This is a genomic window from uncultured Paraglaciecola sp., from assembly GCF_913058035.1.
GTDB lineage: Bacteria > Pseudomonadota > Gammaproteobacteria > Enterobacterales > Alteromonadaceae > Paraglaciecola.
In genome coordinates this window covers 1-4545 of the sequence record NZ_CAJXPA010000259.1, presented here as the reverse complement: position 1 = coordinate 4545, position 4545 = coordinate 1, and the positions used below count along the sequence as shown (strand labels likewise).

Sequence of the window (4545 nt, the reverse complement as noted above, 5' to 3'; positions counted from 1 at the left end):
CATAAAACGTGGGCTAGGTCTGTTCACAACATTGATCGCAATATAGATCACAATATAGATGACAATTTGCTTTGCAATGGAGTGAGGAACGCTTCAAAAGGTTTCCATGCGTCGAGCCCTTTTGTATTGATAGGCTGTCGAACTTGTTCCGAGCTAGCCGTGTTGACCGCGCGCGCGTTGTTATAAAATTCAAGACAGTTTTGCTCAAAAGGCAAGCCACAAAAATATAATAGTTGTCTCACCTGATTTTCAAAATCGTTAACCACATCTTCGTAAGAGACAGTGAGCACCTGATGTGGAAGTACTTTTTGCCAATGATCCATTAAGTGAAGATAATCTTGGTAGTAGCGAGCAATGTTTTCTAAGTCATAACTAAAAGCCTGACCTGTGGAAAACAGTTGTTTAAAGCCACTAAAGCAGGCGGACATTGGTTGCCGACGTGCATCAATGATTTTTGCGTTAGGCAATATCAGCTTAATCAATCCGATATGAGCAAAATTATTGGGCATTTTATCAATGAAAAAAGGTGCATCACCGCGGTGGATCCTAGTTTTGTTAATATACTCGTTCCCAAGAGCAAGGCGTTGCTCCGAGGAAAGCTTAGCAATAACCTCGGGATACTTAGATATTTCGTGACGTTTTTTACGATCACTTAATTTTCGTACCATCGCAATAATATCTGGCAACTCCTTGGTGCCATCCACCAATGAATGACTTGCTAATATTTGCTCTAGCAACGTAGAGCCAGAGCGAGGAAGACCCACTATAAATATTGGATCAGCTTTACTGCACCCTTGCTCATCATTATTTTCAAAGACAGGTGATGGGCACGTTGTAATCGTTCGTTCAATTAGTGCGGTGGTTTCGTCGGCATCGTAGCGTTCAATAGTGTTTTTACATGCATTACCTAATTGATAATAATGAAATGATTGTTCAAACTCTTTGTTGTCTTCAAGTGCCTTACCTAATGCGAAACATATATTGATCTGATCCAATGCAGGGAGCTGTTCTATCTCCATCTGCTTTTTCATTAACTGTATTTCAGATTGTTCAAAACGAAAAGTCTTTAGATTAGCCAAACTCCAATAGGCTTCTCCGTAACTGGGTGCGCAAGCGATGGATTGTCTATACGAAGCAATGGCTGCTTTTTGCTCTCCGATTGTTTTGAGGGCGTGACCTCTACTGGTATAAAGGTTGGCTTGTTCAGGTAGTCTGGCAATTAACGAATCATACAGCGCAATGGCGTCTTCAAATTGCCCTAGCCTTACCAAAATAGCTGCTTTGAGTATTTGCTGTGGCGGTACATTGGGTTGATGCTTTTCTAAGGTGGCTATTTCTAATAGGGCTTGTTGGCTTTTTTCCTGTTTATTTAAAACATGTGCGTAATTTAAACGCGCCAGATGATAATCAGGTGCTAGTCCTAAACACCGCACAAGCAAATGTTCCGCATCTCCAAACACACCTAATTTGATGGCTATTTCAGCGAGTAACCTCAAGGCACTGACATCATTGGGGGATTGTTTTAGATAATCATGACAATGACGCTCACTCAACGCTAATTTTCCGTCGATGAAAGCTTGCAGCGCTTCACCTAAAAGAGGGTGCTTCGCGGAAAAGCGTAAGTAACTATTATAAGCTTGTTCAGAAGCGTGACTGTCACCTGTCGCCAGCAGTAATTCAGAAAGGCGCTTCCAACTGTGAATTAAATGAGTGTCAACGTTAACGGCATCTTTCAATGATATAATGGCCTGCCTTATTTGTTTTAAGGCATGCAATGTAAAACCCAGCTCCTGGTGCGCTAATGCAAATTTAGGTGTTTGTTTAACTAATACTTGGAAGGTTTTTCTAGCTTCACTGAAACGTGCTAAGCCTTTGAGCGAGACACCGATGATAAAAAGTGCATTAGGTTCATTAGGAAATGATTTTAAAATTTCTCGACCTTGTTGCTCAGCCGCAGCGAAAGCGTTGTGATGCAGCATTTCTTGCGCATGCTGAACGGCAACACGAATATCATGTGTACTATGGCTATTATGGTCTTCATATTGCGTCATATAAACCTCATTTTTAACATTATATTGACATGCATAATATGCTCTGACAAACTAATTTACCTTGTTCATGATTGAGATTAATTCAACTATAGATAGGTTCAAGAGGCCAAGAGGGTATTCATTTGCGTAAAAAAATCCCACCTTTAAATTCTTTGAAAAGTTTTGAAGCGGCCGCCAGACATGGTTCATTTAGAAATGCAGCCGATGAGCTGTTTGTGACTGTTTCAGCGATAAGTCATCAAATAAAGCAACTAGAACATGTGCTTAATGTCGAATTATTCATTAGAAAAACACGTTCAGTGGCACTGACTAAAATTGGCAAACAGTATTACCCTATTCTGCGCGATGCTTTTGATAAAATTGCAGAGGGCACCGACTTGATTTTAAAACCCACCCGCTCAGATGTGTTAACGATTCAGTTATATTCAACATTGGCTATTCGCTGGCTGATACCAAGACTCCCCGACTTTCAAAGCAAGTATCCTAATATCAGTGTGAGGCTAAACACCTCGCAGTTTGATGTCGATTTTGATAAAAGTGACGTGGATGCCTGTGTGATGATTGGAAATAGAGCGGCTAATGGCTTGCACTACTCATATTTATTCTCTAGCGATGTATTCCCTGTGTGCAGTCCTAATTTACTCAAAGGAAAAGATCGAATAGAGCGTCCCGAGCAACTAAATGATTTCACCATATTGCAGGTGTATCCTTCCGAAAGAGATTGGTATATTTGGCTAGATGAGGTTGGCTGTACTTCTGTTGATCCAGAGTCAGGACTACAATTTGATAGCTATGACCATTCAATTTCTACGGCTTTACAAGGTATGGGCGTCGCACTTGGTATGCAGCCCTATGTCTGCAAGGAGCTAGCATCAGGCATGTTGATCGAACCTTTTCCTGACATGCGTGTTAAACATCACAGTGATTGGTACTTTGTTTATCGTCAGGAGAAATTCGAACATAAAAAAATTCAACTATTTGAAACGTGGTTAATTGAACAAATACAAGCTGACCCAGAGCTAAGTATTTCACGAGAAAAAGCAGCCAGCGAATACGTCTCTTGATCACTATTGTCGCCAGTAATTTATCCATATTGACATTATATCTGTTCACCGCCCTGCGTTAGAATATTTTTGCGTTTTAAATAAAATATTGTGAGTATCGCTTGATTGCAATAGCTGACTTAAAAGCCTACATATCTAATGTAATAAAATACCGGCAAATTGAAATAAGGTTAAAAATTCGATAGTATTCCAGTAGAATTTCAATCATAGGAAAACGCTAGGGTTTTTAATATGTTGATTATTTACAAAATTTTCAACGGATTAATACAACTTAGGTTAACGCTAAATGAATCATAATATAATTATTTCTGCTGCAATTTCAGGCTCAGGTCCGACTGAGAACAAAACTCCTCATCTTCCTATTACACCCAAGCAGCTTGCTGATGAAGCGATTGCTGTAGCCAAAGCTGGCGCGGCCATTGCTCACATTCATGTGCGTGATCCAAAAACCGGCGCGGCCTCTCGCGACGTTCAACTATACAAAGAAGTGGTGGACAGAATAAGACAAGAGTCTACAGATGTCATCATTAACCTCACCACTGGAATGGGGGGGGATTTATTTTTAGGGCCTGACAGCAATCCAACCGAATTTAGCCAGCATACTGATTTGATTGGGCAGGTAAAACGGCAAGAGCATGTAGAGTTGCTTTTGCCTGAAATATGTTCACTTGACTGCGGCTCATTTAATTATGATGTGAATAATTATGTCTATGTGTCCACTACAGACATGCTGCGAACAGGTGCTAAACGACTGCAAAAACTTGGTGTAAAACCGGAGCTTGAAGTATTCGACCTAGGGCATATTTGGTTTGCCAAAAAAATGATAGCTGAAGGTATAATCGATGCATCACCACTTTTTCAGCTGTGCATGGGAGTCAAATGGGGCGCCGAAGGCAGTACAGCCAATATGAAAGCGATGGTTGATAATTTGCCTTCAGGAGCAAACTGGGCCGCATTTGGTTTAGGCGCGAATGAAATGCCGATGGCTGCACAAGCCGCGCTACTAGGCGGTAATATCAGGGTAGGATTAGAAGACAATATTTATCTCGAAAAAGGTGTTTTAGCCACCAACGTACAACTGGTTGAGCGTGCCCGAAAAATTGTTGAATTGATGGGCGCCAGCATTCAGTCACCCGCGCAAGCAAGAGAGAGCCTGGGCCTCAAAAAGCACGATACCTTGGTTGAGCTCGCTAACGTAGTAGATAAGTAGATTAAAAGCTAATGACTTCAGATTATAAAGGCGTTTGCCACCCTTGGCTCTGTGACTCGATGGGCCATTTGACTACCCGCCACTATATGGCAATGTTCGATGACGCCAGCTACCATTTTCTGAATCGAGTATTTGGATGGTCGGGTACAGATAGTCAAAATAATAATGTTGGATGGGCTGATGTAAAGCACACTATTGAATATTTATTAGAAGTAAGAAG

4 protein-coding genes are annotated in these 4545 nt (G+C 41.1%); 3 read left to right on the top strand and 1 reads right to left on the bottom strand.

All coding sequences use genetic code 11. The features are described 5' to 3' along the window. Positions 1–47: 47 nt before the first annotated feature. A complete protein-coding gene (locus tag QZ562_RS19775) occupies positions 48–2051 on the bottom strand; it encodes a sulfotransferase (RefSeq protein WP_293764125.1) in 2004 nt (667 codons plus the stop codon). 122 nt (positions 2052–2173) lie between these two features. On the opposite strand from QZ562_RS19775, the gene gcvA reads away from it, so the two are divergent. The 3 genes from gcvA to QZ562_RS19760 form a co-directional block, all read left to right on the top strand. Further along, the gene (gene gcvA, locus QZ562_RS19770) at positions 2174–3115 is read left to right on the top strand and encodes a transcriptional regulator GcvA (RefSeq protein WP_293764122.1); all 942 of its coding nucleotides are present in this window, start codon (positions 2174–2176) and stop codon (positions 3113–3115) included. Between the two features lie 286 nt (positions 3116–3401). Beyond that, complete coding sequence (locus QZ562_RS19765; protein WP_293764119.1) at positions 3402–4325, top strand: 3-keto-5-aminohexanoate cleavage protein; 924 nt, start codon at positions 3402–3404, stop codon at positions 4323–4325. Positions 4326–4336: 11 nt separating this feature from the next. Continuing rightward, a partial coding sequence (locus tag QZ562_RS19760) for a thioesterase family protein (RefSeq protein WP_363315384.1) occupies positions 4337–4545 on the top strand: 209 nt, incomplete at its 3' end.

Coding starts and splice junctions, on each gene's coding strand:
- QZ562_RS19775 (WP_293764125.1), bottom strand. CDS start 2,051: ATGACGCAATATGAAGACCATAATAGCCATAGTACACATGATATTCGT.
- QZ562_RS19765 (WP_293764119.1), top strand. CDS start 3,402: ATGAATCATAATATAATTATTTCTGCTGCAATTTCAGGCTCAGGTCCG.